General features: G+C 75.1%; 22 protein-coding genes. 14 read left to right on the top strand and 8 right to left on the bottom strand.

Features of this window, described 5'->3' with window-relative positions:
• Positions 1-33: 33 nt before the first annotated feature.
• Positions 34-1443, bottom strand: coding sequence for a hypothetical protein (locus ACZ45Q_RS12760; protein ID WP_468259042.1), 1410 nt, complete (start codon positions 1441-1443; stop codon positions 34-36).
• On the bottom strand, positions 1440-2594 hold the full coding sequence (locus ACZ45Q_RS12755; RefSeq protein WP_468259040.1) for a hypothetical protein: 1155 nt from the start codon (positions 2592-2594) through the stop codon (positions 1440-1442). Before ACZ45Q_RS12755 ends, ACZ45Q_RS12760 begins: the two co-directional genes overlap by 4 nt.
• A gap of 212 nt (positions 2595-2806) precedes the next feature.
• On the opposite strand from ACZ45Q_RS12755, the gene ACZ45Q_RS12750 reads away from it, so the two are divergent.
• Positions 2807-4339, top strand: coding sequence for a carboxylesterase/lipase family protein (locus ACZ45Q_RS12750; protein WP_468259038.1), 1533 nt, complete (start codon positions 2807-2809; stop codon positions 4337-4339).
• A gap of 177 nt (positions 4340-4516) precedes the next feature.
• On the opposite strand, the gene mmuM is transcribed toward ACZ45Q_RS12750, so the two are convergent.
• Positions 4517-5431 (bottom strand): homocysteine S-methyltransferase, encoded by a 915-nt coding sequence (mmuM, locus tag ACZ45Q_RS12745; protein ID WP_468259035.1) that lies wholly within the window; start codon positions 5429-5431, stop codon positions 4517-4519.
• A 146-nt stretch (positions 5432-5577) separates the two neighbouring features.
• On the opposite strand from mmuM, the gene ACZ45Q_RS12740 reads away from it, so the two are divergent.
• Positions 5578-6717, top strand: coding sequence for a glycoside hydrolase family 43 protein (locus ACZ45Q_RS12740; RefSeq protein WP_468259032.1), 1140 nt, complete (start codon positions 5578-5580; stop codon positions 6715-6717).
• 7 nt (positions 6718-6724) lie between these two features.
• Here the strand turns inward: ACZ45Q_RS12740 and ACZ45Q_RS12735 are convergent, their stop codons facing one another.
• Positions 6725-7264: a hypothetical protein gene (locus tag ACZ45Q_RS12735; RefSeq protein ID WP_468259030.1), complete on the bottom strand. Its 540-nt coding sequence runs from the start codon at positions 7262-7264 to the stop codon at positions 6725-6727.
• A 121-nt stretch (positions 7265-7385) separates the two neighbouring features.
• Here ACZ45Q_RS12735 and ACZ45Q_RS12730 point away from each other — a divergent pair, with 121 nt between their 5' ends.
• From ACZ45Q_RS12730 to ACZ45Q_RS12720, 3 genes are all read left to right on the top strand, one after another.
• Positions 7386-8168: an isocitrate lyase/PEP mutase family protein gene (locus tag ACZ45Q_RS12730; protein ID WP_468259027.1), complete on the top strand. Its 783-nt coding sequence runs from the start codon at positions 7386-7388 to the stop codon at positions 8166-8168.
• Between the two features lie 289 nt (positions 8169-8457).
• Positions 8458-10188 (top strand): PHP domain-containing protein, encoded by a 1731-nt coding sequence (locus ACZ45Q_RS12725; protein ID WP_468259025.1) that lies wholly within the window; start codon positions 8458-8460, stop codon positions 10186-10188.
• Entirely contained in the window at positions 10185-10715 is a 531-nt protein-coding gene (locus tag ACZ45Q_RS12720; protein ID WP_468259023.1) for a hypothetical protein, read from the top strand. The genes ACZ45Q_RS12725 and ACZ45Q_RS12720 overlap by 4 nt, the downstream gene beginning before the upstream one ends.
• A 75-nt stretch (positions 10716-10790) precedes the next feature.
• Here the strand turns inward: ACZ45Q_RS12720 and ACZ45Q_RS12715 are convergent, their stop codons facing one another.
• Positions 10791-12047 (bottom strand): D-arabinono-1,4-lactone oxidase, encoded by a 1257-nt coding sequence (locus tag ACZ45Q_RS12715; RefSeq protein ID WP_468259021.1) that lies wholly within the window; start codon positions 12045-12047, stop codon positions 10791-10793.
• Between the two features lie 132 nt (positions 12048-12179).
• Here ACZ45Q_RS12715 and ACZ45Q_RS12710 point away from each other — a divergent pair, with 132 nt between their 5' ends.
• The 5 genes from ACZ45Q_RS12710 to ACZ45Q_RS12690 all read left to right on the top strand — a co-directional run bounded on the left by ACZ45Q_RS12710 (position 12180) and on the right by ACZ45Q_RS12690 (position 18567).
• Positions 12180-13499 (top strand): radical SAM protein, encoded by a 1320-nt coding sequence (locus tag ACZ45Q_RS12710; protein WP_468259018.1) that lies wholly within the window; start codon positions 12180-12182, stop codon positions 13497-13499.
• A gap of 186 nt (positions 13500-13685) precedes the next feature.
• Positions 13686-15164, top strand: a complete 1479-nt coding sequence (locus tag ACZ45Q_RS12705) for a cellulose binding domain-containing protein (protein WP_468259015.1) — start codon at positions 13686-13688, stop codon at positions 15162-15164.
• Positions 15165-15438: 274 nt separating this feature from the next.
• Positions 15439-16554 carry a ribosome small subunit-dependent GTPase A gene (gene rsgA, locus ACZ45Q_RS12700; protein WP_468259012.1) on the top strand — a complete coding sequence of 372 codons (1116 nt, stop codon included), beginning with the start codon at positions 15439-15441 and terminating at the stop codon, positions 16552-16554.
• A 115-nt stretch (positions 16555-16669) separates the two neighbouring features.
• The gene (locus ACZ45Q_RS12695; RefSeq protein WP_468259010.1) at positions 16670-18058 is read left to right on the top strand and encodes a DNA-3-methyladenine glycosylase 2 family protein; all 1389 of its coding nucleotides are present in this window, start codon (positions 16670-16672) and stop codon (positions 18056-18058) included.
• Positions 18055-18567, top strand: coding sequence for a methylated-DNA--[protein]-cysteine S-methyltransferase (locus ACZ45Q_RS12690; protein ID WP_468259007.1), 513 nt, complete (start codon positions 18055-18057; stop codon positions 18565-18567). The genes ACZ45Q_RS12695 and ACZ45Q_RS12690 overlap by 4 nt, the downstream gene beginning before the upstream one ends.
• Before the next feature lie 42 nt (positions 18568-18609).
• Here the strand turns inward: ACZ45Q_RS12690 and ACZ45Q_RS12685 are convergent, their stop codons facing one another.
• Positions 18610-19092: a DUF456 domain-containing protein gene (locus ACZ45Q_RS12685; RefSeq protein ID WP_468259004.1), complete on the bottom strand. Its 483-nt coding sequence runs from the start codon at positions 19090-19092 to the stop codon at positions 18610-18612.
• Positions 19093-19247: 155 nt separating this feature from the next.
• Here ACZ45Q_RS12685 and ACZ45Q_RS12680 point away from each other — a divergent pair, with 155 nt between their 5' ends.
• From ACZ45Q_RS12680 to ACZ45Q_RS12670, 3 genes are all read left to right on the top strand, one after another.
• Positions 19248-21005 carry a protein phosphatase 2C domain-containing protein gene (locus tag ACZ45Q_RS12680; protein WP_468259002.1) on the top strand — a complete coding sequence of 586 codons (1758 nt, stop codon included), beginning with the start codon at positions 19248-19250 and terminating at the stop codon, positions 21003-21005.
• Positions 21006-21090: 85 nt separating this feature from the next.
• Positions 21091-22833 (top strand): pyruvate dehydrogenase, encoded by a 1743-nt coding sequence (locus ACZ45Q_RS12675; protein ID WP_468258999.1) that lies wholly within the window; start codon positions 21091-21093, stop codon positions 22831-22833.
• 182 nt (positions 22834-23015) lie between these two features.
• Entirely contained in the window at positions 23016-23468 is a 453-nt protein-coding gene (locus ACZ45Q_RS12670; RefSeq protein ID WP_468258997.1) for an ATP-binding protein, read from the top strand.
• A gap of 110 nt (positions 23469-23578) precedes the next feature.
• Here ACZ45Q_RS12670 and ACZ45Q_RS12665 read toward each other — a convergent pair whose 3' ends face one another.
• Complete coding sequence (locus ACZ45Q_RS12665) at positions 23579-24631, bottom strand: DUF2637 domain-containing protein (protein ID WP_468258994.1); 1053 nt, start codon at positions 24629-24631, stop codon at positions 23579-23581.
• Positions 24632-24998: 367 nt separating this feature from the next.
• On the bottom strand, positions 24999-25844 hold the full coding sequence (locus ACZ45Q_RS12660; RefSeq protein WP_468258992.1) for a (2Fe-2S)-binding protein: 846 nt from the start codon (positions 25842-25844) through the stop codon (positions 24999-25001).
• Between the two features lie 201 nt (positions 25845-26045).
• Here ACZ45Q_RS12660 and ACZ45Q_RS12655 point away from each other — a divergent pair, with 201 nt between their 5' ends.
• Positions 26046-26867 (top strand): GntR family transcriptional regulator, encoded by an 822-nt coding sequence (locus ACZ45Q_RS12655; RefSeq protein ID WP_468258989.1) that lies wholly within the window; start codon positions 26046-26048, stop codon positions 26865-26867.
• Positions 26868-26889 lie beyond the last annotated feature (22 nt).

Genomic DNA, 26889 nt, shown 5'->3' with positions numbered 1-26889 from the left:
GACCGCCGGTCAGGGCACCTCGACGACCGCCGGTCAGGGCACCTCGACCTCCACGCGGGCCGTGTTGTTGCCGGGACGGGGGTCGTCCGCCCGGAACATGGTGGTCACGGAACCCGATCCCGGCTCCCGCGAGTCGATCCGGAACTCGAACGCGAAGCGCAGCTCCTTCCCGGCTTCGAGGTACGCCCCGCTCCCGCAGCCGTACGCACGTCCCTTCGGCTTGCCCAGACCGAGCCAGGTCCCGGAGTCGGTGCCGGGAGGATCCTTCTTGTACCCGAAGCAGTCCGGCGGGGCCTTCACGACCGTCACTCCGGGCGGAACGGAGAGCCACACCGCGTCCCGGATGCGCGCCTCCTCCTCCTTGCGCGTCGCACCGCGGGAACCGGGCCCCGCGTTGCGTACCGCGAACTCGCCCCGCACCACGTCCCCCGGCCGGCCGCGCAGGGTCGCCCCGTCGACCACGAAGTCCGCGGTGCTGGCCACGTCGATCGCGCTGGCCAGCTCGTTCTCGTTCGCGTCCGCGCGCAGGGACGTGGTGGCGCCGGTGCGGGCAACGGCCGTCAGCTCGGTGGGTCCGTCGCCCCTGCGTTCGTCGTCCAGGCCGAGGGGAGCCAGGGGAGCGTCGGCCTCCACCGACCTCACGCCGTACGTGATGCGCTCCCGCGTCGCGTCGTCGGCGGCCCGTACGGTGCCGAGGTCGAAGTCGTAGGAGGCCATCGGGGCGAAGGGGCCCACCACTTTGCAGCGCACGGTCGCATCGACGCCCTTCTCGTCGGGGGTCCGCCACAGGCAGTTCCGGAAGCGCTCGGTGAGGGACAGGCCCGGCGAAAGGGTGAGCGACACCTCCACCGCCTCCAGGCGGCTGCGGCTGAAGTTGGTGAAGCCTCCCGGCAGCGGCAGCGTCCCGCCGGGGTCGAGCCGTTCCCGGGCGGCCGGCGCCCGGTCGAACACCGGACCCGTACCGATCACCTGAACGGGGAACCGCTGCATGCCCTGGGAACCGTCGCCCGCGGTGGCCGTCACCCGCACCTGCCGCGTGGTGTCCGCGGCGGACGCCTTGGCGAGACCGACCCGCACCTGACCGACCCCGACCGGCACGCCCCGCCGCACCGGCCCCAGGTCCTCGCAGACACCGATCAGGTCGCCGTCGGGATCGCAGGGCACCTCGACGTCGTCCGAGACGCCTTCGAGGGCGGAGGCGTCGACGGTCACGGTGACGTCGGTGAGATCGGCCCGCCCGATGTTGGAGACCCAGACGTCGTTGGGGTGCGCCCGGCCGGGAAGCCGGATCTGCGACAGCGGGTCGACGATGACGACGAGGGGACCGGTGGTGGCGTCCGTGTTCTCGTCCGGGCGGCCGGTGCCGGCGGAGGCCGGCGCCGTGACCAGCAGGGCGCACGTCGTGGCGACGGCGCCGAGGGAGCGTCGCAGGCCGCGGTTCATCGGGTCTCCCGGGAGGTGCGGGCGGCCGCGGACCGGCGCCGCAGCCACAGGGCGCCGCCGCCCAGGGCCACGGCGGTGGCGAGACCGCCGGTGAGCAGATGGGGCAGGAGGACTCCGACGCCCCCCGAGGGGGTCGGGGCTCCGGTGACGTCGACCTTGATGGCGGCCGAGTTGTTCGACAGGTCGGCGTCCGAGGCGACGAACTCGTCGCGGTCCGGCATCCTGATCTCGCCGGCCCGGCCGTCCGCCCGCTCGATGCGGAAGGCGAAGGGGAAGTGTTCGAACTGCCCGGGGGGCATGGTGCGGCGCTTGTCGAGGCGGTCCTGGACACAGGTGTAACCGGCCGCGCCCGGTGCTCCCTGGTCCGTGAACCCCGGCTCCTTGCCCCGGCAGGATGTGGGGACGTCGACGGCCTTCACGCCGGGCGGCACCGTCAGTTCCACGACGCGTGCCGTGTCGTTGTCCGACTCGTCGTCGAAGACGGCCGAGCTTCTCCCGGGGCCGTTGTTGACGAAGTAGAAGTCGGCCTCGACGACATCGCCCGGCTTGCCGCGCAGCGTCACCTCGTTGACCGCGAGGTCCCGGGAGAGGCCGGTCCTGACGTCCGTGTACACGTACGGCGAGTCCTGCGCCGGCCGCACGTGCTCGTCGGGACGGGCGCGCTCGGTGAAGCCCAGCGTCGGCCCGGAGCCCCGGCGTGCGCCGTCCGGCAGCGTGGTGGTGAGGTCGTCGGTGGTGGCGACGTAGTGGATCTGTTCGCGGGACGCCGCGTTGTCGGCCTTCACGGTGCCGAGGTCCAGGTCGTAGGAGCGGCCGGGCCGCGCCGTGCCGCTCAGCCGGCAGGTCATGGCGTCGACGAGGAGCGTCTCCCAGTCCTCCTCGTACCAGCAGTTGCCGAACTCCTCCGTGAAGGAGAGGTAGCCGCCGAGGTCGACACGCACGTAGACGGTGCCGAGCGTCCGGCCGGTGCCGTTGGTGAACCCTCCGGGCAGCTCGAACGTCGTCCCCGGCTCGGCGGTGACCTCCTCGACGGCCCGGTCGAAGCGCGGTTCGTCCTCCTCCGCCGCGGCGGCCGGGGACGCCGTCCCCAGGGCCAGCAGCAGACCGGCCACCAGGGCCGGCAGCGCGGGGCGTCTTACAGGGCGTGACACGGACCCTCCGTACGTCGTGGAACGCCGGCGGGCCGCCCTCCCCCGGGACCGGCGCGCCGGCCGCGTGCTCGGGTCATGGGACCGGGACCGGCCTCGAAAGGTTGTACGTCCGCAGGGGAATGCACGGGAATACATCCGGTCGGTGAGACGCTCTGACGTGCACCGGTGCAGGGTGCACGGAGTGCGGCGCGCGGTGAAGGGGCTGGTGTCGTATGACGGTGACGGACCGGACGGGGCCCGCCGGCCCCGTGGTCGCCACGCCCTACGGGGCGGTGCGCGGCAGGTACGAGGACGGGGTCGCCGTCTTCCGGGGCGTCCCGTACGCCGCGCCGCCCTTCGGCGCCCGCAGGTTCCGGCCGCCCGTGCCGCCCGAGCCGTGGGACGGGGTGCGGGACGCGGGCGCCTTCGGGCCGACGGCGCCCAAGCCGCCGTACTCCGACGCCTTCGCCCAGTACCTGTCCGACCCGGAGATCCCCGGCGACGACTGCCTCAACCTGAACGTCTGGACGCCCGAACCGGGGCCCGGGGCGCGGCTGCCCGTCCTGGTGTGGCTGCACGGCGGCGCGCTGACCAGGGGATCGTCGGCCGTGCCCGTGTACGACGGCCGGTCCTTCGCCCGGGACGGCGTCGTCTGCGTGTCGGTCAACTACCGACTGGGCGTGGAGGGCTACGGGCTGTTCCCGGACGCCCCCGCCAACCCCGGACTGCGGGACCAGCTCGCCGCCCTGGAGTGGGTCCGCGAGTCCATCGGCGCCTTCGGCGGCGACCCCGACCGGGTGACGCTGGCCGGGCAGTCCGCCGGGGCCATCAGCGTCGGCGCCCTGCTCGCCGCGCCGCGGGCCCGCGGACTGTTCCGGCGGGCGGTGCTCCAGAGCGGGCCTCCCGAGGCCGCCGACCGCGAGAAGGTGCGGCGCATGGTCCGCCGCATGGCCGGCCGCCTCAAGGTCCCCGCCACCGCCGAGGCCTTCGCGGCCGTCGACCGGGACCTGCTGCTGCGCACCCAGGCCGAGGTCGGCAGGCTCAGCAGCCCCGTGCTCGGCGGCCCCGCCTTCGGCATCGTCGTCGACGGCGATCTCGTGCCCCGCGACCCCCTGGAAGCCCTCGCCGAGGGCGGCGCGGCCCCCGGCGCCGACCTGCTGATGGGCTGGACCCGCGACGAGTACCGGCTCTGGCTGGTCCCCGGCGGGCTCCTGGAGCGCATCGACCGGCTCGGTGCCGTCGCCCTGGCCGGCGCCCGCGCCCGCTGCCGCTGCGGCCCCGAGGTGACCCGCGGCTACCGCGACCTGCACCCCGGCGCGGGCACCGCCGAGATCGTCGGCCAGATGGTCACCGACCACCTGCTGCGCCGGCCGCTGCACCGCCTGGCCGACGCGCGCACCGGCTCGGCGTCCTACGTGTACGAGTTCGCCTGGCCCTCCAACCGGCCCGGCCTCGGCGCCTGCCACGCCCTCGAACTGGGCTTCGTCTTCGACACGGGCGAGACTCCCGAGTCGCGGAAACTGGCGGGGGAGGGTGCGCCGGGCGCGCTGGCCGAGGCGTTGCACGGGGCGTGGGTGCGGTTCGCGACCGGGGGCGACCCCGGCTGGGAGGCGTGGGACGCCACCCACCCCGTCCGCGTGTTCGACGCGGGCCCGCCGCGGACGGTGTCCGGCCCCCGGGACCGCGAGCTGGCCCTGTGGGACCCGGCCCCCGACGCCGACGGCCCCGGTACACGCTCGCGGGCGAGGCGCCTGGCGCGCCGGTGAGGAGCGTGCGGCGAACGGCGGTCTTCCCGGAAGCAACCGCCGGGCGTCGCTGGGGTGTCGGGGCTGCCGCGGGGTGCCGGCGGTCGCCGCCGTGCTGCTCGGCCCGGCCACGGGCTTCGACCGGCTCGACGGGCTCTCGAGCCCGAGGCGCCGGCTGGGTGAAACGCTCGGACTCGGCTAACGCGTCCCGGGTCCCACGACCGTGCGGCTGATGCTCCGGACGGCCTCCGGGCCCACCCGGCAGCAGCCGCCGATCAGGCGGGCACCGGACGAGCGCCAGCGGGCCACCCGCTCGGCGGTGAGAGTGGAGCGGCCGGTCCAGGAGCGGGAGCCGGCGTCCCAGATCTCGCCGCTGTTGGGGTAGGCCACGAGCGGCTTGCCCGTCGTCCGGGCCGCGACGGCCAGGGCGGCGTCCACGTCCTCCGGCGCGCAGCAGTTCACGCCCACCGCGACCACCTCCTCCGCGTCGGCGGCCAGCGCGAAGGCCTCCTCCAGCGGCTGGCCGGCGCGGGTGCGGTCGCCGGTGACGGAGTACGACAGCCAGGCCGGGACGCCGAGGCCGCGCACCGCCCGGAGCAGGGCCGCCGCCTCGTCGGTGTCGGGGACCGTCTCCAGGGCGAGGACGTCGGGGCCGGCCGCCGCGAGCACCTCCAGGCGGGGGCGGTGGAAGCGTGCCAGCTCGGCGACGGTGAGCCCGTAGCGGCCCCGGTACTCCGAGCCGTCGGCGAGCATCGCGCCGTACGGGCCGGCCGAGGCGGCCACCCACAGCGGGCGCCGGGTGCGGGCCCGCCGGGCCGCCTCCCGGGCCAGCGCCACGCTGAGGGCCAGCAGCTCCGCCGCCCGGTCGGCGTCGACGCCCCGCGCGGCGAAGCCCTCGAACGTGGCCTGGTAGCTCGCGGTGATCGCCACGTCCGCGCCCGCCTCGAAGTAGGCGAGGTGGGCGGCGGTGACCGCCTCCGGGCGGTCGGCGAGCAGCCGGGCGGACCAGAGGGCGTCGCTCAGGTCGTGGCCGTCCGCCTCCAGCTGGTTGGACATGCCGCCGTCGAGCACGAGCGGACCGGCGGCCAGGGCGTCGGCGAAATCGCTGGTCATGACTCGACGCTAGCCCAACCCGTTGACCTCCTCCCGGTACGCCCTTACCTTTCCGTCGTTCGCCATTTCAGATGGCATTCGATATGTCGAACAGACCGGCTCGCCGAGACCGGCCGTCGTCCCCCGCGCTTCGAGAGGCAGCCCGTATGACCCGTGCCCATGATCTGCCCGGAGTCCCCGAAGTCCCCGGCCGCCGCCTGCTGTTGAAGGGGGTCGCCGCCGCCGGTGCCGCCGGTGCCCTGGCGGCCGTCCCCGCCGCCGCGCACGCCACTCCCGCACCCGCCGGGTCCGCCGTACCCGCCGGCTCCGCCGCCGCGCACGGTGGCCGTCGGGGGCCGGCCGCCCCCTACGTCAACCCCCTCGTCCGCAACCGCGCCGACCCGCACATCCACCGCCACCGCAACGGCTGGTACTACTTCACGGCCACCAGCCCCGAGTACGACCGCATCGTCCTGCGCCGCTCCCGCACCCTGAACGGCCTCGCGACCGCCGGTGAGGCCGTCATCTGGAGGCGGCACGCCACCGGCGCCATGGGGGCGCACATCTGGGCACCGGAGATCCACCACATCGACGGCAGGTGGTACATCTACTTCGCCGCCGCCCCCGCGGAGAGCGTCTGGGACATCCGCATGTGGGTCCTGGAGAACGCCCACCCCGACCCGTTCCGGGGCACCTGGGTGGAGAAGGGGCAGCTCAGGACCGCCTGGGAGACCTTCTCCCTGGACGCCACCACCTTCACCCACCGCGGCACCCGCTACCTGGCCTGGGCGCAGCACGAGCCCGGCATGGACAACAACACCGCCCTGTGGCTGTCGGAGATGGCGAACCCGTGGACCCTGAAAGGCCCTCAGGTGCGTCTGTCCACGCCCGAGTACGACTGGGAGTGCGTCGGGTTCAAGGTCAACGAGGGGCCGTCCGTCATCGCCCGCAACGGGCGCCTGTTCCTGACCTACTCCGCCAGCGCCACCGACGCCAACTACTGCATGGGCCTGCTGACGGCCCGCGCCGACGCCGACCTCCTGGACCCGGCCGCCTGGGTCAAGTCGCCGGTACCCGTGTTCACCAGCAACGACACCACCCGGCAGTACGGTCCCGGGCACAACTGCTTCACCGTCGCCGAGGACGGCCGCACCGACGTCCTCGTCTACCACGCCCGCCCGTACAAGGAGATCGCGGGCGACCCGCTCGACGACCCCAACCGGCACACCCGTGTGCAGCGCCTGCACTGGAACCCGGACGGCACCCCCGACTTCGGCGTCCCCGTCGCCGACACCGAACGGCGCTGACGGCCGCTCAGCTCGGAAGCCGGCGCCGCAGCTGCGTCAGACGGCGGTCGAAACGGCGGTGGTGCCAGACCAGCCAGCCCAGGAACACCACCGCCGGCGCCGGCATCGAGGTGCCCGCCGTGACGGAGCCGGCCGCGAACCACAGGGCGGACGTGCCGAAGAAGATCAGCGCCGGCAGGGGGAACGCCCACCAGCGGTGACGGCGCAGCTTCCGCCGGCGGGTGTCCACCAGCGCCGCCATCGCCCGCCGCCGCTCCGGGTCCCGGGGCGGCGGCGCGCCCTGGAGGATCTGCCGCTCCATGGCGGGCACGTCGTCCGGCTCCGTCCCGGCGGCCGCGGCGTCGTGCCGCCGCCGGCGGCGGACCAGCCACACCAGCCAAGCGGCGGCCGAGGCGGCCCCCACCGCGGCGTACGGCCACGCCGACGCGCCGCCGAACGCCGGCCGCAGGACGAACCCCACGGCCAGGGCGGTCAGTCCGACGGCCCACAGGCTGTCCCGCCGTCTGCGCCTCGGGCGGCCGTCGTCGCGCTGCTCGGTCCTCGCCATGTCACCCCTCGGATGTGAGAGAAACGTGTCGCTCGTGTACCCCGGTCGCCACCGGCGCCCCCCGGCCGGCGGCGCGTACTGTTCGGCCGTCACCGAACCGAACCCCGCCTAGCGTTGGCGCATGACCGACTTCGCGGCCCTCCACCACACCGACGAGCCCCTGCTGCTCCCCAACGCCTGGGACCACGCCTCCGCGGTCGCCCTCGCGGCGCAGGGCTTCCGGGCGATCGGCACGACGAGCCTCGCCGTCGCGGCGGCCGCCGGGCTGCCCGACGGGGCGGCGGCGACCCGGGAGCACACCCTCGGCCTCGCACTGACCCTCGGCTCGGCGCCGTTCCTGCTCTCCGTCGACGCCGAGGGCGGCTTCAGCGACGACCCCGGCGAGGTGGCCGAGTTCGCCCGCCACCTCGCCGCGGTCGGCGCCGCCGGGATCAACCTGGAGGACGGGCTCGGGCCCGCCGGCCGGCACGCCGCCAAGATCGCCGCCGTCAAGGCGGCCGTCCCGGGCCTCTTCGTCAACGCCCGCACGGACACGTACTGGCTCGGCGACGGCGGCCGGGACGCGGAGGGCACCGGCCGGGAGACGCTGCGCCGCCTCGAGCTGTACCGGGAGGCCGGCGCCGACGGGCTCTTCGTCCCCGGCCTCACCGACCCCCAGCGGATCGCGGCGCTCGTCGGCCGGTTCGACGCGCCCCTCAACGTCCTCCACACCCCCGGCGGTCCCACGCTCGCGCACCTCGCGGACCTCGGCGTACGCCGGGTCAGCCTCGGCTCGCTGCTCTACCGGCGGGCCCTGGGCGCCGCTCTGGAGACGATGGCCGGCATCCGGGCCGGCCGGGCGCCCGGCGGGAGCGCCCCGACGTACGCCGAGGTGCAGGCCCTCAGCCGGGACACCGGGGCGTAGCGGCTTCGCGGGGCCGGTGCTCCGGCGCCGGGTGCGGCACCTCCACCGCCTGTACCCGGGCCGGCTGTGCCTTTGCACCCACCGGTGACCTGGACGCGGCGCAGCGGCAGGGGTGCCGGGCGGCGGCGGGGAGGGGGTGCACGGGGGGAGGTGACCCGCCGTGTCCGTGGCATCTGTCCCTCACACCACAGCCGTTCAACGTTCATCTTCCGCATCGATCCTCCCCACGCGGCGACAACGCGCCGCGGACGGCAGCCGCGAGAAGGCCGCGGCACTCGGGAGGCACACCATGGGACACGGGCACGCGCACCACCACCACGGGCACGGACACGACCACCACCACGGGCACGAGAGCACCGCACCGCTGCCCGCGGCCTTCGACACCTCCGTCCCCGACGAGGCCCTGACCCCCGAACAGCAGTCGCGCCGCTCCCTGCTGCGCCGCGCCGGGCTGCTCGGCGCCGGGCTCGCGGCCGGCAGTGTCCTCGCGCCGGCCGGGGCCGCCCCCGCCCACGCCGCCGCCCCCGACCACGCGGCCGGCCGCGGCCACAACCGGCGCGGCAAGGGCTTCCTGTGGCTCGCCGGCGACCACCACATCCACACGCAGTACAGCAGTGACGGCAAGTACCGCGTCGTCGACCAGGTCCGCCAGGGCGCCAGACACGGCATGGACTGGCTGGTCATCACCGACCACGGCAGCGAGACCCACGCCCGGATCGGCGTCGAGAAGGTCAACCCGGACATCCGCGAGGCCCGCGACGCCTACGAGGACACCCTCGTCTTCCAGGGCCTGGAGTGGAACATCCCCGCCGCCGAGCACGGCACCGTCTTCGTCCACCCAGGCCGCCACGAGGTCGAGGTCCTCAAGCAGTTCGAGACCGACTACGACGGCGGCGTCAAGGGCGCCACCGCCTCGACGCCCGCCAACGAGGCCCTCGCCATCGCCGGCCTGACCTTCCTCGCCGACCAGGTCCGCCGGCGCCGGGTCCGGGACGCCCTGATGCTGGCCAACCACCCGGCCCGCAAGGGCATCGACTCCCCGCACGAGATCCGCGCCTGGCGCGACGCCACCGGCGGGCACCGGCAGATCGCCGTCGGCTTCGAGGGCGCGCCCGGCCACCAGGCCGCCGGCCTGCCCGAACCGCTCGGCATGGGCCGCGCCCGCGGCATCTACGACGGCGGACCGAGCGCCAACTCCTTCCCCGGCTACCCGCTGGAGAGCTACCGCACCTGGGGCGGCTTCGACTGGATGACCGCCACCGTCGGCGGCCTGTGGGACAGCCTGCTCGCCGAGGGCAAGCCCTGGTGGATCACCGCCAACTCCGACTCCCACCAGGTCTACGCCGACACCACGGTCCGCGGCCCCAACAGCGACTTCAAGGCCGACGGCCGCTACGAGGACCCGGTCTACGCCGGGCGGATCGACCTCGGCCAGGGCGACTACTGGCCCGGCCAGTACAGCCGCACCCACGTCGGCGCCGACCGCTTCTCCTACGCCGCCGTGATGGACGGCATCCGCGCCGGCCGCGTCTGGGTCGACCACGGCCAGCTCATCAGCGGCCTCGACGTCCGGCTGACCGGCGGCGGCCGCTGGGCCACGCTCGGCGGCGCGCTGCACGTCCGGAAGGGCACCAAGGTCACGCTCAGCGTGGACGTCGCCCTGGCCGGCGGCCCCAACTGGGCCGGTTTCCAGCCCACGCTGGCCCGCGTCGACGTCATCCAGGGCGACGTCACCGGCGAGGCCGCCGACAAGGACACCTTCACCGCGCCCACGGCCCGGGTCGTGAAGTCCTACGAGGTGAACAAGTCCGCCGGCACCGTCCGCCTCACCTACGACCTCGGCCGCGTCGACCGCCCCCTCTACGTCCGTCTGCGCGGCACCGACGGCAACCGGTCGGCCGTCGGCGCGATGGGCGCGGCCGTCGACCCGGCGGGCCCGGCCATCGACGTCGTCGGCGACGCCGACCCGTGGCGCGACCTGTGGTTCTACTCCAACCCGGTGTGGGTCCTGCCGTCGTGACCGCCCCGCAGTCCCCGCCGCCGTACGTCGTCGGCGTCGACACCGGCACCGCCGAGCTGCGTGCGGCCGACCACCTGCTCCGTGCGCTGGCCGCCGAACTCTCCCTGCCCGGGGACACGTTCGGCTGCACGCACCTGGTGCGCGGCCACCGGCCGCGGATCGCGCTGTCCCTCGCGGTGGCCTCGGAGCCGGTGCTGCGCACGACCCGCGCGCACCTCGCGGCCCAGGGGTACCGGCCGGCGGACGCGGCGCCGGACGCCGCCGGCCGTGCCGTCCTCTACCCCGGGGCCGAGGCGCTCACCGGCACCCTGACGGTCGCGGAGCTGCTCGCCCGCTCCGCGATCGACCGGGTGACCGTCCTGGGCAGCCCGGACCCGCCGCCCGGCGACACGCCCCTGGTCACCCGTGACCATGTCCGCCCGCAGTGGCAGCGGGGCCGGCTGGTGCTGGCCGCGACGCCCGCCGCGGGCGGCCGACTGGTCCCGTTCGAGTTCCCCGACCCCACCCCGTGCTGCGCGGACCACTGAGACGCCGGCGGGGCCACCCGCCCCGCCGGCGAGGTCCGAGGCCCTGCCGATAGGGTGGCAGGCCTGCCGCTCGGTTCAGAGGTCCAGCGTCCGGCGCAGGAACGCGTTGGTGAACACGCCCGACGGGTCCGACGGCCGGATCAGCTGCTTGAAGTCCCACAGCCGCGGGTAGCGCTTGCGCAGCGTCTCCGGTTCCGCCGTGAACACCTTCCCCCAGTGCGGGCGGGGCTCGAAGCCGTCCAGGGCCGCCTCGACCCGCCGCACCACCGGCAGCACCGCCGCGGTGTCCGCCACCCACGTGAAGTGCACCGCGACCGAGTCCCGCCCGTACGCGGGGCTCAGCCACTGCTCGTCGGCCGCCACCGTGCGCACCTCGCAGGTCTGCACCACCGGTGCCAGCGTCTCCCGGATGGCGTCCAGGGCGTGCAGGGCCGGCACCGCGTGCTCCCTTGCCATCAGGTACTCCGACTGGAGCTCGGCACCGCTGCTCGGCACGTAGTCGGCGCGGAAGTGCGGCAGCCGCTCGTGCCAGGGGCCCGGAACCCCGAACTGCTCGGTGCAGTTCACGGCCGGCATGCCCGGCACCGGGTGCATCTTCTCCGTGGCGGGCGCCGCCCACGGGACATCCGGCAGCGGCTGGTCGGTGCGGCGCTTGAGCCACACCTGGCGGAAGCCGGGCGCGCGCCAGTCCGTGAACAGGCTCACGCTGTACGCCGACGCCATCACCGTCTCGAACGTCTCCTCGTCGAGCACGTCCAGCGGCAGCTCGGTGAAGACGTGCTGCTCGACCTCGTAGGCGGGCTCCAGCTCCAGGGTGAGCGCGACGACCACGCCGAGGGCGCCCAGCGAGGTGACCGCCCCGCCGTAGCGGTGGTCGTCCGGGCCGATCGTGCCCCGGCGGCCGTCGCCCAGGAGGACCTCCACCTCGCGCACCGCCGACGCCAGGGAGCCGTTCGTCACACCGGAGCCGTGCGTGCCGGTCGCCACCGACCCGGCGACGGAGATGTGCGGCAGCGACGCCAGGTTCCCCAGCGCCAGCCCCCGCGCGTGCACCCGGCGGGCCAGCTCCGCGTACCGGACGCCGCCGCCGACGCGGACCGTCCGGGCCGCGGTGTCGACGTCGATCTCGGCCGGCAGACCGGCCAGGGACACCAGCACGCCCTCCGGCCCCGGGTCGGCGACGGTGTTGAAGGAGTGGCCGCTGCCCAGCACCCGCACCGTCCCCTCGCGGCCGGGCAGCAGCTCCTGGAGCTCGCGGACCGTGCGCGGCCGCCACACCCGTGCGGCCGAGTAGGTGATGTTGCCCGCCCAGTTCCTCATGGTCTCGGACATCGCGCCGGCCCTCCCTCGGTGATCCTCTCCGAGGGAACCTACCCGGCGGGCTGGGGGGACCCGGCGCGGACCGGGCACGGGCGGGGGCATACCGTGAGAAGTCGAACGCCTGGAACCGGGAGGAGACACGGGATGGGCAGCCGTACCGCGCTGGTCGAGGATCTGATGGAGCGCTTTCCGCACGTGCCGCGGGAAGCCGTCTTCAAGGAGGACCTGCTCCGCGGCGGGGTCGCCTTCGACGCGTCCGCCCTCAGCGACAACGAAGGCGGCGAGGTCAAGCCGAAGTCGTACTTCATCTTCTCCTTCGACCACGGCACCCTGCCGGAACTGGGCGAGGCCGCGCTGCGCCGCCCGCCCGAGGAGATCATCCTCACCGGCGGCCCCTACGACCTGCGCCGCACCGTCGTCTCGGTCCGGGTGAACCCCGCCTCGCCCTACCGCGTGGCCGCGAACGACGACGGCGTCCTCGGGCTCTACCTCGACGGCCGGCGGATCGCCGACGTCGGCGTGCCGCCCATGCCCGAGTACTACCGGCACACCCTGTCCAACGGGAAGTCGGTCATGGAGGTCGCCCCGACCATCCAGTGGGGCTACCTGATCTACCTCACCGTCTTCCGGGTCTGCCAGTACTTCGGCGCCAAGGAGGAGTGCCAGTACTGCGACATCAACCACAACTGGCGCCAGCACAAGGCGGCCGGCCGGCCCTACACCGGCGTCAAGGACGCCGAGGAGGTGCTCGAGGCCCTGGAGATCATCGACCGGTACGACACGGCGAAGGCCTCCACCGCCTACACCCTCACCGGCGGCGCGATCACCAAGACCGTCTCCGGACGGGACGAGGCCGACTTCTACGGCCACTACGCCAAGGCCATCGAGGAGCGCTTCCCCGGCCGCTGGATCGGCAAGGTCGTCGCCCAGGCGCTGCCCAAGGACGACGTGCAGCGCTTCAAGGACTACGGCGTGCAGATCTACCACCCCAACTACGAGGTGTGGGACGAGTACCTGTTCAAGATGTACTGCCCCGGCAAGGAGCGGTACGTCGGCCGTGATGAGTGGCACCGGCGCATCCTCGACTCCGCCGACGTCTTCGGCGCCCGCAACGTCATCCCGAACTTCGTCGCGGGCGTGGAGATGGCCGAGCCGTTCGGCTTCACCACGGTCGACGAGGCCATCGCCTCCACCACCGAGGGCCTGCGCTTCTTCATGTCGCACGGCATCACGCCCCGCTTCACCACCTGGTGCCCCGAGCCCACCACGCCGCTCGGCAAGGCCAACCCGCAGGGCGCGCCGCTGGAGTACCACATCCGGCTGCTCCAGGCCTACCGGCAGACCATGGAGGACTTCGGCCTCTCCTCGCCCCCCGGCTACGGCCCGCCCGGTGCCGGCAACGCGGTCTTCTCCGTCAGCTCCTTCATGGACAGCCTGCCCGCGGACGAGCCCGTCGAGGTCTGATCCACCGGCCGCCGAGACGTTCCGGCCCGGCTCCCGTACGACGTACCGGGAGCCGGGCCGGCCCCTCACATGCGCCGCTTGTCAGGTGTGCCCGAGGCGTGACAAGCTCTGCCCCTGCCGTGAGGCCCCCCAGCAACGCGCTTGCCCCGACGGGGAATTGGCCTCGCCCGTGGATGCAGGAGTCCCATGCCCGACCTGCCGATCCCCCAGGACGCCGCCGAGGCCGAGCGGTTCGCCGAGTACCGGGACGCGGTGCGGACCTACGCCGGTCTGTGCGCCGTCGGCGCCGAGGCGGCCGACCGGCTCGCCACCGAGGCGCTCGCCCGCGGCATGCGTGAGCTGCGCGGCGCGGCCGGCCCCGCCGGACACGCGGCCCGCCGCCCGGCCCGGCTGCCCGGCATCCCGCTGCTGCTGACCGCCGTCCGCACCACCGCCGCGGCCTGGGAGGCGGACGGCGGGGGCGCCGACCTCGACCCCGGTCTGCGACGGTGGCTCCGCTCCGGCCCGGCCGCCCGCTACACCGGACCGCCCCCGCGCCGCCCGCTCGCCCTGCGCGGACTGCGGGACATGCAGGCACCGGACGCCGAACTGCTGTGGCTGGCCGACGTCGAGTCGCTCCCGCCGACCCTGGTGGCCCGCAGGCTCGGCCTCGACCCGGCCACCCTGTCCGGCGAACTCGCCCAGGTCCGCGCGGTGTTCCGGGACCGCTGCCGCCAGGGCCACCGGGACGCGCCGAAGGACCCGCGGTGCCGCGGCTACGCCCGGCTGCTGGACGCCGTCACCCGGTCCCCGGACGCCGACACCCCCGACGACCTCGCCCGCCACCTCGCCGGCTGCGCCGACTGCGCCGAGGCCGCCGCCTGCCTGCGCGCGGACGGGACCGGCCTGCCCGCGGCCCTGGCCGGCGGGGTGATCGGCTGGGGCGGCCTCGACTACCTGGAGCGGCGTCGCCGGGCCGCCGACGCCCGCCTCGGCGCCGGACCTCCCGCGCCCGCCGACGACACCCCGCCGGACGACGGCACGCCCCGGGCCCGCGCCCTGCGGGGCGGTCTGCTCGTCACCGCCGCGCTGGTCTCCCTGCTCGCGCTCGGCGTCAGCCTGATGCCCCTCGGCGGGCGGGGCGGCGAGAACGCCGCCGACAGCCGCCCGGTCGCCGACCCCGTGCCGTCCCTGCCGCCCCCGCCCTCGCTGTCGGACCGCCCGCGCTCCACGGCCCCGCACCCGTCCCGCGGGACACCGCGCCCCGGGACGACACGGACCGCCCCCGAGCGGACGGACCCACCGGCCCCGGACCCCGGACCGCAGGGCACCGCGTCCGCCACCGCCGCCCGGCCCACGCCCAGCCACGACGAGCCGCCCGCCTGCCGCGTCGACTTCGACCTCGTCGACCAGTGGCCCGACGGCTTCCACGCCACCGTCACCGTCACCACCGCCCGCGCCCTCGACTCCTGGCGCGTCGCCTGGACCTTCCCCGACGGCCAGCGGGTCCGCCAGCTGTGGGACGCCGGCCACCACCAGCAGGGCTCCCGCGTCACCGCCACCGCCGCCGCGTACAACGCCGCCGTTCCCGCCGGCGGCCGGCTCTCCTTCGGCTTCGTCGCCTCCTGGCGCGGCAAGAATTCCCCGCCGGGCGACTTCACCCTGAACGGCCACGACTGCCACTAGCGGGGCCGTGTTCCAGCGGGGCGCGGGCTCCGGCGGGGCGCGGCTTCGGCGGCGCGCGGGGGAGAGCGGCGGAAAAACCGGTGGCGCCCGGCGTGCGCCGCGCCCTAGAGTTCCGGTGTTCGTCAGAGCACGCGAGTGAACGAGGAGGTGTCGACCGATGGCTGTCATTGCGACGGGCGCCGCCCGCATCCGGGAATCCATCAAGTCCACCTCCGTGGCCGCCGGCTGACCTCACCCTTCTCGTACGCCGGGGCCACCCTGTGAAGGGTCACCGTTGACTTCCTCCACCGCTTCCTCCCCTGCTTCGTCCACCGTGTTCTCCGCGCTGGCCCCCTACGGCTGGGACGACGACTGGGCCGACGCGTTCACCCCGTACGCCGCCGAGGGGCTGCTGCCCGGACGGGTCGTCCGGGTCGACCGCGGGCAGTGCGACGTGATCACCGCCGGCGGGCTCGTCCGCGCCGACACCGCGTTCGTCACCCCGCACGACCCGCTGCGCGTCGTGTGCACCGGCGACTGGGCCGTCGTCGAACCCTCGGGCAGCCCGCGCTACGTGCGCACCTACCTGCCGCGCCGCACCGCCTTCGTCCGCTCCACCTCCTCCAAGCGCTCCGAGGGGCAGGTCCTCGCGGCCAACGTCGACCACGCCGTCGTCGCCGTGTCCCTCGCCGCCGAACTCGACCTCGCCCGTGTCGAACGCTTCCTGGCGCTCGCCTGGGAGTCCGGGGCGCAGCCCGTGGTCGTGCTCACCAAGGCCGACCTCGTGCCCGACCCGGCCACGCTCGCCCACCTCGTCCAGGACGTGGAGACGACCGCGCCGGGCGTGCCGGTGCTGACCGTCAGCGCCACGCACGGGGAGGGCCTGGACGTGCTGGCCGCCGTCGTCGCCGGCGGTACGGCGGTGCTGCTCGGCCAGTCCGGCGCCGGCAAGTCCACCCTCGCCAACGCCCTCCTCGGCACGGACGTCATGGACGTCCAGGCCGTCCGGGACGTGGACGGCAAGGGCCGGCACACCACGACCACCCGCAACCTGCTCGCCCTGCCCGGCGGGGGCGTGCTGATCGACACGCCGGGACTGCGCGGCGTCGGCCTGTGGGACGCCGGCGGCGGCGTCGGGCAGGTCTTCGCCGAGATCGAGGAGCTGGCCGCCCGGTGCCGGTTCCACGACTGCGCCCACCACAGCGAGCCGGGCTGCGCGGTGCTCGCCGCCATCGACTCCGGGGAACTGCCGGTGCGGCGGCTGGAGAGCTACCGCAAGCTGCTGCGGGAGAACCAGCACATCGTCGCCAAGACCGACGCCCGGATGCGCGCCGAACTCCGCAAGGAGTGGAAGCGCCGCGGCGCCGCGGGCAGGGCGGCGATGGAGGCCAAGCGCGGCCGCCACCGCTGAGCGACGCGGCCCCGCACCGCCCGGGCGTGGCCGAGGGGGCGGGGCGGTTCCCCCGGGCGCGATGTCCGATTTCCGCCAGCCCCGGGTCCGGGGCCGGTGGAGACTGGACCCTGTGATGGACGAGGACAGCAGGTACGAGGCGGTGCGGAGCCGGGACGCCCGGTTCGACGGCGTCTTCTTCTTCGCCGTCGAGACGACCGGCATCTACTGCCGGCCGAGCTGCCCGGCGGTCACGCCGAAACGGCGCAACGTGCGGTTCTTCGCGACGGCCGCCGCCGCGCAGGGCTCGGGCTTCCGGGCCTGCCGGCGGTGCCGCCCGGACGCCGTGCCGGGCTCGGCCGAGTGGAACGTCCGCGCCGACGTCGTCGGCCGGGCCATGCGGCTGATCGGCGACGGCGTGGTCGACCGGGAGGGCGTCGCCGGGCTCGCCGCACGGCTCGGCTACAGCGCCCGGCAGGTGCAGCGGCAGCTCACCGCCGAGCTGGGCGCCGGGCCCGTGGCGCTGGCCCGGGCCCAGCGGGCGCACACCGCCCGGGTGCTGCTCCAGACGACCGCCATGCCGGTCACGGAGATCGCGTTCGCCTCCGGATTCGCCAGCGTGCGGCAGTTCAACGACACGATCAGGGCCGTCTACGCGGCCACCCCCAGCGCCCTGCGCGCCGCCGCGCCGGGTGGCGCCCGCGCCGCCCGCCGCACCGGCAGCCCGGCCGCCGGCATCCCGCTGCGGCTCGCCCACCGGGGCCCCTACCAGGCCGGACCCGTCTTCGACCTGCTCCAGCGGGAGGCCGTCGCGGGCGTCGAGGAGGTGACCGGCCCGCCCGGCCGCCGCGTGTACCGGCGCACCCTGCGCCTGCCGTACGGCACCGGCATCGCCGCCGTCGACGAACGGCCCGGCACCCCGCGCACGGGCGGCGGCTGGCTCGACGCCCGCCTGCACCTCACCGACCCCCGTGACCTGACCACCGCCGCCGGACGGCTGCGCCGGCTGTTCGACCTCGATGCCGACCCGTACGCCGTCGACGAGCGGCTCGGCGCCGATCCCCGGCTCGCCCCGCTGGTCGCCGCCCGCCCCGGGCTGCGCTCGCCGGGCGCCGCCGACCCCGACGAACTGGCGGTGCGCGCGCTGGCCGGGCGCGCGGAGGCCGAGCGGCTGGTCCAGCGGTACGGCAAGAGGCTGGACGCCCCCTGCGGCACCCTCACCCACCTGTTCCCCGAACCGGCCGTCCTCGCCGAGGCCGAGCCCGACGGCACCCTGGGCGCGCTCGCCGCCGCCCTCGCCGACGGCGCCGTACGCCTCGACCCCGGCGCCGACCGGGACGACGCCGGGCAGGCGCTGCTCGCCGTGCCCGGACTCGACGCCCGCACCGCCGCCGAGATCCGCGTCCGCGCCCTCGGCGACCCGGACGTCGCCCCGCCCGGCGCGGACCTCCCCGACACCTGGCGCCCCTGGCGCTCGTACGCCCTGCACCACCTGCGCGCAGCAGGAGAGTTGGAGCAACCGTGACCACGACCGTGAACGCTTCCGCGACCTACTGGACCCGGCTGGACGGCCCCGTCGGCCCGCTGCTGCTCACCGCCGGCCCGGACGGGGCCCTGACCTCCCTGTCCGTGCCCGGCCAGAAGGGCGGGCGCGAGGTCCGGGACGACTGGCGGCACGACCCCGGCCCCTTCCGCCGGGCCGCCGAGCAGCTCGAGGCCTACTTCGCCGGGGAGCTGAGGGAGTTCCGGCTGCCGCTGCGCGCCGAGGGCACCGCCTTCCGCACCCGTGTGTGGGGCGCCCTCGACTCCGTGCCGTACGGCGCGACGACGACGTACGGCGAGATCGCGGCGCGCGTCGGCGCCTCCCGGGCCGCGGTACGGGCCGTCGGCGGCGCGATCGGCGCCAATCCGCTGCTCATCCTGCGCCCCTGCCACCGGGTGATCGGCGCCGACGGGTCGCTCACCGGCTACGCGGGCGGCCTGGACCGCAAGACGCGGCTGCTGACGCTGGAGGGCGTGCTCCCGCCGGCCTGAACGGCGGCGCGGCGGCCCGGCGCGGTGACCCGGCGCGGCGGCTCATCCCGCGAGGACCGCGCCGAGCCACGCCCCCGTGATCAGCAGGCAGGCGAACAGTTCCGCCAGCACGCTCCAGCCGCCCGAGCGCATCGTCGTGCGCACGGCCGTCCGGGCCTCCCCGTGACGGCCGAGGCGGAGCCGTTCGGCCAGGTAGACGCCGCCCATGAAGCCGGGGACGGCGCCCAGCACGGGGATCAGCACGAAGCCGAGCAGCGCGCCGGCCCCGGCGTACGCCATCAGGCGGCCGTCCGCGCCGTCCGCCCTCAGCCGCCGGGGCGGCAGCCCCCAGCGCACCGCCTGCGAGAGGAGCAGCACCACGGTGGCGCCCACCAGCACCCACCAGGCGAGCGGCCGCGGGTCCTGAAGCGCCCACCACAGCACCGCGGCCCACACCAGCCAGGAGCCGGGCACGCCGGGCAGCAGCACCCCGCACAGCCCGAGCAGGATGACCAGGCCGACCAGCAGGAGTTCCACCACTCCCATCTGACCAGGGTGCGCCCGCGGCCGTGGCGGCGCAGGTCCGGCGGATCGCATCCGTGTTCGGTGACTCACCCGACACGCCGTCGTGCGCTCCGTGCTCGTCCGGATTTTCCCGATGCCCCGTTTTCCTCCGGGCCGTGCCGTGGACAATGACGGGCATGAGCCAGCAGGGGGGAAGGCCCACCGGCCGCGAGGACGACTGGTGGCGCGAGCTGTACGACGACTCCACCGGCGACACGGGCCCGACGCCCACGGCGGATTCCCTGGACGACCGGTTCGCCTCGGCGGCCCGCGCCGCCGGCGTCCCCGCGCCGCGCACCGGCGACCGGGGGGACGCCGGGCACGAGGCGGACCGTCCCCCGGCACACGCGCCGGGGGAGCCGCCCGGCGCGCCGCCCGGCGCTCCCGAGACGCCTCCGCCCCGCCCCGGCGCCCCACACCCCCCGACGCCCCCTGCCCCGCCCCCCACCGGCCGGCCCCGGCCGCCCGCCCCGCCCATGCCGGGCGCCGCCCCGGTCACGCGCGCCCCCTGGGAGCCACCGCCCCCCACCCCCACCGGCCCGCTGACCTTCCCTCCGGGCCCCGGCCGGCCCGCCCCCGCCCCACCCGACCCCAGGACGGGCACTCCCGGTCCCGCTGCGGCCCCACCCGGCGGGGCCGTCCCCGGCCCTCGCACCTCATCCCCGTCGCGACCGCCCGAGCCGCCACCGTCCGCGCCGCCCTCGTCACCGCCGACTGTCGCCCCGCCGCCCGACCCGTCACCCGCGTCACCCCCGGCACCCCCGTCATCCGCGCCCCCGGTGCCGCCCTCGGCCTTCGAGACGCCCCCCGCCCCTGAGTCGCCCCCTGTCTCCGGGCCGCCCGCGCGCACCGAGGCGCCCGGGCTCGGCACCGGTGCCTCCTTCACCGGAGCCCCGCCCGACGCCCCGCCCGGGAACAGGGCCCCAGGGGCTCGGGAGTACGTCGGGTCGGGGCCGCCCACCTATGACCCCGAACCCACCGCGCTGCCGTCCGCCGATCCCGACGGGCTCGCGGATCTGGTCGCGGACACCGTGCTGGACGGGGCCCGGTACGGGACGTGCACGCTGCGGGCCCTCTCCGTGCGCGGGGACTCCGCGCGGTACCGGGGCGATCCGCGGCGCGACGCGCTGCTGACGGCACGGTTCGGCGCCGGCGAGCAGGCGCTGGTCCTGGTGGCGATGGCGACCGGCGCCCGGGCCACCGCCGGGGCGCACCGCGCCGCCGCGGAGGTCTGCCGCTGGATCGGCCGGGCCGTGGGCCGCAGCCACGTCCGGCTCGCCGAGGACCTCAGGGCCGCACGGCGCGGCGATCTGAAGTCCGGCCTGCACCGCCTCACCGACCGCAGCCTCGGCAGGCTCCGCGCCTCCGCCGCCGAACAGGGCCTGCCGCCGGAGGCGTACACCGCGACCCTGCGCTGCCTGCTGCTGCCCGCCGACCCGCACTGCCGCACCCGGGTGTTCTTCGGCGTCGGAGCGGGCGGACTGTTCCGCCTGCGAAACGGCGACTGGCAGGACATAGAACCGCGGCCCGCCGAGACCGCCGGCGAGCCGGTCGTGGGCTTCGGGTCGCTGCCCGCCGAGACGCCCGAAGGGGACCGGCTCACCATGGACCTGGGCATCCCGACGCCCCCGAGCCCCTACGACGAGCCGCGCCCGGAGCCGCCCCGGGAACCCTTCCGGTTCCGCGCCTCCGTCGCCCGCCCGGGTGATGTCCTGATGATGTGCACGGCGGGCCTCGCCGATCCGCTGCACGGCGAGCCGGAGCTCGCCGCTCACCTGGCGAGGAGGTGGTCGGGCCCCGCGGTGCCGGGTCTGACGGAGTTCCTCGCCGACGGCCGCACCAGGGTGAAGGGCTACGCCGACGACCGTACGGCCGCCGCCGTATGGGAGGCGTGACGGCGCGCCCTGTGTCTCCATGGAGGGGGACCGGAGCGGATCACCACCGGGTCCGCCGGGCGACCGAAGGGGCTCAGCGAAGGTCATGGCCAAGCAGACCGTTGCGGAACAGTTCGTCGACATCCTCACCCGCGCCGGCGTCGAGCGGCTCTACGGCGTCGTGGGCGACAGCCTCAACCCCGTCGTGGACGCCGTGCGCCGCAACTCCAGGATCGACTGGGTGCACGTACGGCACGAGGAGACCGCCGCCTTCGCGGCCGGCGCCGAGGCCCAGATCACCGGGAAGCTGACGGCGTGCGCCGGCTCCTGCGGACCGGGCAACCTGCACCTGATCAACGGCCTGTACGACGCCCACCGCTCCATGGCACCGGTCCTCGCCCTCGCCTCGCAGATCCCCGCCGGCGAGATCGGGCTCGGCTACTTCCAGGAGACCCACCCCGACCGGCTGTTCCAGGAGTGCAGCCATTACTGCGAGCTGATCTCCAGCGTCCAGCAGATGCCACGGGTGCTGAACACCGCCGTCCAGCACGCCGTCGGCCGCTCCGGCGTCAGCGTCGTCGCCCTGCCCGGCGACCTCGCCGGACAGCAGGCGCCCAAGGAGGCCCCCGAGACCGCCCTCGTCACCTCCCGGCCCACCGTCCGGCCCGGCGACGAGGAGATCGACCGGCTGGTCCGGCTGATCGACGACGCGGACAAGGTCACCCTGTTCTGCGGCAGCGGCACCGCCGGCGCGCACGCCGAGGTGATGGAACTCGCCGGGAAGATCAAGTCACCGGTCGGGCACGCACTGCGGGGCAAGGAGTTCATCCAGTACGACAACCCCTACGACGTCGGCATGAGCGGCCTGCTCGGCTACGGCGCCGCCTACGAGGCCACCCACGAGTGCGACCTGCTGATCCTGATCGGCACGGACTTCCCGTACAACGCCTTCCTGCCCGACGACGTGAAGATCGCCCAGATCGACGTCCGCCCCGAGAACCTGGGCCGCCGCTCGAAGCTGGACCTCGCGGTGTGGGGCGACGCCCGGGAGACCCTGCGCTGTCTGATCCCGCGGGTGAAGGAGAAGAAGAACCGCAGGTTCCTCGACCGGATGCTGAAGAAGCACGCCGACGCGCTGGAGGGCGTGGTCAAGGCCTACACCCGCAAGGTCGACAAGCACGTGCCGATCCACCCCGAGTACGTGGCCGCGATGCTGGACGAGATCGCCGACGACGACGCCGTCTTCACCGTGGACACCGGCATGTGCAACGTCTGGGCCGCCCGCTACCTCTCGCCCAACGGGCGGCGCCGCATCATCGGTTCCTTCTCGCACGGCTCGATGGCGAACGCGCTGCCGATGGCCGTCGGCGCCCAGTTCACCGACCGCGGGCGGCAGGTCGTCTCCCTGTCCGGCGACGGCGGCTTCACCATGCTCATGGGCGACTTCCTCACCCTCGTCCAGTACGACCTGCCGGTGAAGGTCGTGTTGTTCGACAACTCCTCGCTCGGCATGGTCGAGCTGGAGATGCTGGTCGCCGGGCTCCCCTCGTACGGCACCACCAACAAGAACCCGGACTTCGCCGCCGTCGCCGAGGCCTGCGGTGCCTTCGGCGTGCGCGTGGAGAAGCCCAAGCAGCTCGCCGGCGCGCTCAAGGCCGCGTTCCGGCACAAGGGCCCGGCGCTCGTGGACGTCGTCACCGACCCCAACGCCCTGTCCATCCCGCCGAAGATCAGCTCCGAGATGGTCACCGGCTTCGCGCTGTCCGCCTCGAAGATCGTGCTGGACGGCGGCGTCGGGCGGATGCTCCAGATGGCCCGCTCGAATCTGCGCAACGTGCCGCGGCCGTGACGCGCCGCACCGGACCGGGTGTTCGGCCATCCGTTGGCCGAACACCCGGCCCTCGGCATTCGGGATGACTGTCCGGTGCCCGATCGGGCAAGGATCCCCCGTGAACGTGTTCGACCAGAAGGGAATGCGGCATCCGCACGCGGACGGGGGACAGAGTGAGTCAGGCACGAGGAGGCGGTCCCATGGCTGTCGGGATCTCCTCGGCGGTCGCTGAGGAGAAGGCCGACGACAACGGGGAGGGCGCGCCCCGGATCAGGCGCAGACTCGGACGGTCGGATCTGAGGGCGGTGCCCGAGACCCGCCGGGCGCTGCGCGAGATGCTCGGGCGCTGGGGATGTGCGGAACAGTCGGACGTCGCCGAGCTGCTGACCAGCGAACTGGTCACGAACGCGCTGGTGCACACCGACCACGACGCGGTCCTGACGGCCACCGTCGGACCCCACGGACTGCGGGTGGAGGTGCGCGACTTCGTCGGCCGCTTCCCGCGCCCGCGCGTACCCGCCCGCGACGACAGCACGCACGGCCGGGGCCTGTTCCTGGTGCAGTCCCTCGCGGACGCGTGGGGGGTGCGGGCCCACGGCGTGGGCAAGTCGGTCTGGTTCGAACTGTCCGCCGTCACGGCCGGGGCCGCCTGAACCGGGCGGTCCGGCGAGACGCCGAGGGGGCGTGCTCCGGCCGGGCCGGATCACGCCCCGGGTTCGGGGAGGAGCTGACGTGGTGCTGACGGGCGCCGGGCGGGAAGCGGCTAACCGAACTGCTGCTCCAGGTCCTTCAGCTTGCGCTCCAGGGAGTCGAGCCGCGGCAGGGCCTGGGTGTCGTCCTCCGCGGTCAGGTCGACGGTGACGGCGTCACCGCCGCGGACCGGCTGGAGGGAGGGACGCCGGCGGACGGGCAGCGGTTCGGGCGTGGACGGCGCCGATATGGCAGGCTCCGCGGAGACCCGGTCGGAGCCGCGCTCGACCGCCTGCACCTCGACCTCGACCTGGCGTGCGCCACGGCCGGGAACTCCACGGTGCCCCCGGCTGATCGCCTTCAGCCGGGCGCGCTCCAGGCGCTCCTGCTCGCGCCGGCGCTGCCGCTCCTGGTCTTTGCGAGCCTTGTCCTCGCGGACCTCCTCGACCGCCTCGTCCAGGCTGCGCACGCCCTCCAGGAGCATCAGCGACCAGGCACGGTAGGTCTCCCGGGGCGCCCGGACCCAGCGGACGATGCGGATCTGCGGCAGCGGGCGCGGCACCAGGCCCTGCTCGCGCAGCGCGGCCCGGCGGGTCTGCTTCAGCGCCCGGTCGAACAGCACCGCCGCCGACAGGGACATGCCCGCGAAGAAGTGCGGGGCCCCCGCGTGTCCGGCGCCCCGCGGCGCGTGCACCCAGTTGAACCAGGCGGCGGCGAAGGCGAACGTCCATACGAGTATGCGCGAGCCGAGCGCCGCGTCGCCGTGGCTGGCCTCGCGCACGGCGAGCACGGAGCAGAACATCGCGGCGCCGTCGAGACCGAACGGCACCAGGTACTGCCAGCCGCCGCTCAGACCGAGGTTCTGCTCGCCGAAGCCGACCAGACCGTGGAAGGAGAGGGCCGCGGCGACCGCGGCGCAGCAGAAGAGGAGGACGTAGGAGACGGTGCCGTAGACGGCTTCCTTGCGCCGGCGGCGCTCCTCGGCACGCTCCCACGAGTCGTCCGCGCTCGTGTCCTTCCCCGAGGCACGCTTGCCGCGCGCCAGTACCGCCACCGCCGCCAGCATGCCCAGGAGCAGTACGGCGCCCGGAAGCAGCCAGTTCAGCGATATGTCGGTCAGTCTCATCTGGGGTCCCTTGCCTTGGGATAGGGCGTAACGCCCGCCATAGTGGCCCAAGCCCACCGGCCCTCAGGGGGTTTCGCGGCAAGAGGCCGCCAGGAGATGTCCTCAGGGGTGCCCAGGACGGCATTCTGCTCGAACTGCCGCTTGAGGGGCGGGAGTTGAGTTCGAATAAGAGTACCCGTACGGATGGTTCCGAGGAAACTCGTAGCGACGCGTGGGGAAGGTGTGAAAGGGCGTCGCGTGCGCCGGATTCCCCCGCGCGGATGGTGTCGGTGCGCGCGGGGGCCCGGGCGCCGGGGCGGGCGCGGGCGTGCGCGATGACGGAGTGTCAGTTATCGGTGGTGGTGCGTCGGCTCGAGATGGCGGTGCGTCAGCTCGCGGTGGCGAGCAGCTTGTTCACCCGGTCCGCGTCGCAGGTGCGCGGGCAGGTGGCGCAGGTGTCCTCGGGGCGCAGCGTGTAGAACATGCAGCAGCTCGCACGGTCCCGGGTGTGCAGCGGCTCGCCGTCGGGGCCCTTCAGCTCCCGGAAGGCGGCGGTGCCGACGTACGGCCGGGTCGCGCCCGGCAGCAGCAGCTCAAGTTCGCGCCGCGCCCGCTCCTGCTCGCCCAGCAGATGGGCGACGTACCACAGGCCCTCGACCACCTCGTCGGTCGCCATGCCCCACAGGGCGCGCCCGCGCCGCCGCATGCGCGGCCCGAAGCCGGACAGCACCGGCTCCAGGTGCTCGGCGATCGCCGCCCGCACCTCGGCGCGCAGCGCCTCCTCGTCCGGCACCACACGGGCCCCGGGCAGCGCGGCGGCCGGGTCGCCGGGCAGGCAGGCGAAGCCGGCCGGGCTCACCGCCATACGGCCCAGCGGCAGCCCGGGAGCGGTGCGGTCGTACGACACGTGCGTCACCGGGTAGCGCGGGACGCGGCGGTGCAGGAACCACGGCACCGTGACCAGCAGACAGGCCGGCCAGGCGTAGCGGTGCAGGCCGAAGCTCGCGACCACGTCCGGCCGGGCGCGCTGCCCGTAGTCCCGCAGCACCTGCGCGTCGTCCCAGGCCAGGAAGGACTCCAGGCCGGCCCCGCCCTCGGCGAGCGAGGCGGCGCGGACCCAGCCGCCGCCCCGCGGGGCCGGCTGTCCGGCGGCGAGTTCGGCGACGGCCAGACCCGGGAGGGCCTCGGTCAGGCGCGCGTACGCGTCCGCGACGGCCGAGCGGGGCACAGGCATGCGGGACCACCGATCCAGGTCGGGTACTCGGAAGGCACCTGGCTGCTTCAGGTAAGCCTTACCTTACCCATGATTCCGGCGGATGTGATCCCCGGGATAGGAACAGACGGCCGATCCGCCTATCGTGCTCGACGGACCGGTGACAACAGCCGCCATCGCCCCACCTACCGAAACGTTCCGACATGTCCCCCGGGAGGACCCGTGAAGCAGGGCGCCCAGGGCTCCGCCGAGACGGAGGCCGCCCGAAGCCGCGCGCGGGAGGCGGCGCGCGTGCCGCCGCAGCCGCGGGGCGGGGACGCGGACCGGGCCGCCGGGGCGCCGCGCGGCCGGGGCGGGGCCGACACGGCGGCGCCGGTGCGCGGCGAACACACCCACGCCGAACCGCCCCCGCCCCGCGCGCCCGTGCGGCGCACCTCGGTGCGCGGGCAGATCCTCGACGCCCTGCGCACCGCGCTGCTCGCCGGCGAGCTGCGGCGCGGCGAGGTCTACTCCGCGCCCGCGCTCGGCGAACGCTTCGGTGTCTCGGCCACCCCCGTACGGGAAGCCATGCAGCAGCTCGCCCTGGAGGGCGCCGTCGAGGTCGTCCTCAACCGCGGCTTCCGGGTCGTCGAACGGAACACGCGGGAACTCGCCGAGCTGGCCGAGGTCCGCGCCCTGGTCGAGGTCCCGGTGCTGCTGCGGCTGGCCCGCACGGTGCCCGCCGAACGCTGGGCGGAGCTGCGCCCGCTGGCCGAGGCCACCGTCCGGGCGGCGTCCGCCGGCTGCCGGGCGACGTACGCCGAGGCCGACCGCGCCTTCCACCGTGCGGTGCTGGCCCTGTCGGGCAACGGGCAGCTCGTCCAGGTCGCCGAGGACCTGCACCGCCGCGCGCAGTGGGCGCAGGCCGGGCCGCCGTCGGCGCGCGGACGGGCCGACCTGGTCGCCGACGCCCACGAGCACACCGCCCTGCTGGACGCGCTGATCGCCCAGGACCTGGACGCGGTGCGGGTGCTGGTGGACGAGCACTTCGGCACACCGGGCTGAGCGGCGCCGCCCGGCCGCCGGC

The organism is Streptomyces sp. NPDC031049 (assembly GCF_055571015.1).
This window is presented reverse-complemented; position numbering and strand designations above follow the sequence as displayed.